The organism is Acinetobacter sp. NBRC 110496, assembly GCF_000876115.1.
Classification (GTDB): domain Bacteria; phylum Pseudomonadota; class Gammaproteobacteria; order Pseudomonadales; family Moraxellaceae; genus Acinetobacter.
This window is the reverse complement of sequence record NZ_BBTF01000124.1, coordinates 1-1,975: the sequence shown is the minus strand read 5'-3', so window position 1 is coordinate 1,975 and position 1,975 is coordinate 1. Positions and strand designations below refer to the sequence as shown.

At 49.8% G+C, this 1,975-nt stretch carries 2 tRNA genes and 1 rRNA gene; all 3 read right to left on the bottom strand.

Annotated elements, in window-relative coordinates:
* Nucleotides 1–2: 2 nt before the first annotated feature.
* Nucleotides 3–78, bottom strand: a tRNA-Ala gene (locus Aba26S_RS20805).
* Between the two features lie 55 nt (nt 79–133).
* Nucleotides 134–210: transfer RNA gene (locus Aba26S_RS20800), tRNA-Ile, on the bottom strand.
* Between the two features lie 59 nt (nt 211–269).
* Nucleotides 270–1,807, bottom strand: a 16S ribosomal RNA gene (locus tag Aba26S_RS20795).
* Nucleotides 1,808–1,975 lie beyond the last annotated feature (168 nt).

Sequence of the window (1,975 nt, the reverse complement as noted above, 5' to 3'; positions counted from 1 at the left end):
CATGGTGGAGACTAGGAGAGTCGAACTCCTGACCTCCTGCGTGCAAAGCAGGCGCTCTACCAACTAAGCTAAGTCCCCAGCTTATCACTTAATGAACGACATATCTTTTAATCTAAGCTTCAGCAATCAGATTTGGTGGGTCTGACAAGACTTGAACTTGTGACCCCACGCTTATCAAGCGTGTGCTCTAACCAACTGAGCTACAGACCCTCAGATACATCTTCGAAGAACAACTTGTTGTGGATTCTTACCAGTCACCAATCTTTCGTTAAGGAGGTGATCCAGCCGCAGGTTCCCCTACGGCTACCTTGTTACGACTTCACCCCAGTCATCGGCCACACCGTGGTAAGCGTCCTCCTTGCGGTTAGACTACCTACTTCTGGTGCAACAAACTCCCATGGTGTGACGGGCGGTGTGTACAAGGCCCGGGAACGTATTCACCGCGGCATTCTGATCCGCGATTACTAGCGATTCCGACTTCATGGAGTCGAGTTGCAGACTCCAATCCGGACTACGATCGGCTTTTTGAGATTAGCATCCTATCGCTAGGTAGCAACCCTTTGTACCGACCATTGTAGCACGTGTGTAGCCCTGGCCGTAAGGGCCATGATGACTTGACGTCGTCCCCGCCTTCCTCCAGTTTGTCACTGGCAGTATCCTTAAAGTTCCCGACATTACTCGCTGGCAAATAAGGAAAAGGGTTGCGCTCGTTGCGGGACTTAACCCAACATCTCACGACACGAGCTGACGACAGCCATGCAGCACCTGTATCTAGATTCCCGAAGGCACCAATCCATCTCTGGAAAGTTTCTAGTATGTCAAGGCCAGGTAAGGTTCTTCGCGTTGCATCGAATTAAACCACATGCTCCACCGCTTGTGCGGGCCCCCGTCAATTCATTTGAGTTTTAGTCTTGCGACCGTACTCCCCAGGCGGTCTACTTATCGCGTTAGCTGCGCCACTAAAGCCTCAAAGGCCCCAACGGCTAGTAGACATCGTTTACGGCATGGACTACCAGGGTATCTAATCCTGTTTGCTCCCCATGCTTTCGTACCTCAGCGTCAGTATTAGGCCAGATGGCTGCCTTCGCCATCGGTATTCCTCCAGATCTCTACGCATTTCACCGCTACACCTGGAATTCTACCATCCTCTCCCATACTCTAGCTTCCCAGTATCGAATGCAATTCCCAAGTTAAGCTCGGGGATTTCACATCCGACTTAAAAAGCCGCCTACGCACGCTTTACGCCCAGTAAATCCGATTAACGCTCGCACCCTCTGTATTACCGCGGCTGCTGGCACAGAGTTAGCCGGTGCTTATTCTGCGAGTAACGTCCACTATCCTAGAGTATTAATCTAGGTAGCCTCCTCCTCGCTTAAAGTGCTTTACAACCAAAAGGCCTTCTTCACACACGCGGCATGGCTGGATCAGGCTTTCGCCCATTGTCCAATATTCCCCACTGCTGCCTCCCGTAGGAGTCTGGGCCGTGTCTCAGTCCCAGTGTGGCGGATCATCCTCTCAGACCCGCTACAGATCGTCGCCTTGGTAGGCCTTTACCCCACCAACTAGCTAATCCGACTTAGGCTCATCATTTAGCGCAAGGTCCGAAGATCCCCTGCTTTCTCCCGTAGGACGTATGCGGTATTAGCATTCCTTTCGGAATGTTGTCCCCCACTAAATGGCAGATTCCTAAGCATTACTCACCCGTCCGCCGCTAGGTTAGGTAGCAAGCTACCCTTCCCCGCTCGACTTGCATGTGTTAAGCCTGCCGCCAGCGTTCAATCTGAGCCATGATCAAACTCTTCAGTTTAAAATCATTAGTAGCTTATGGCTACAAATCTTGGCTCATCAATTTTCTGACTAAAAATTCGCTCAAATAAACTTCGAGAAATTTCTACTCTTCAATCAATGAAATATTTTCGATTGATCAACTAGTAAAAATCCACACAAGTTGTTCTTCTATTCTCTTAATGATCTT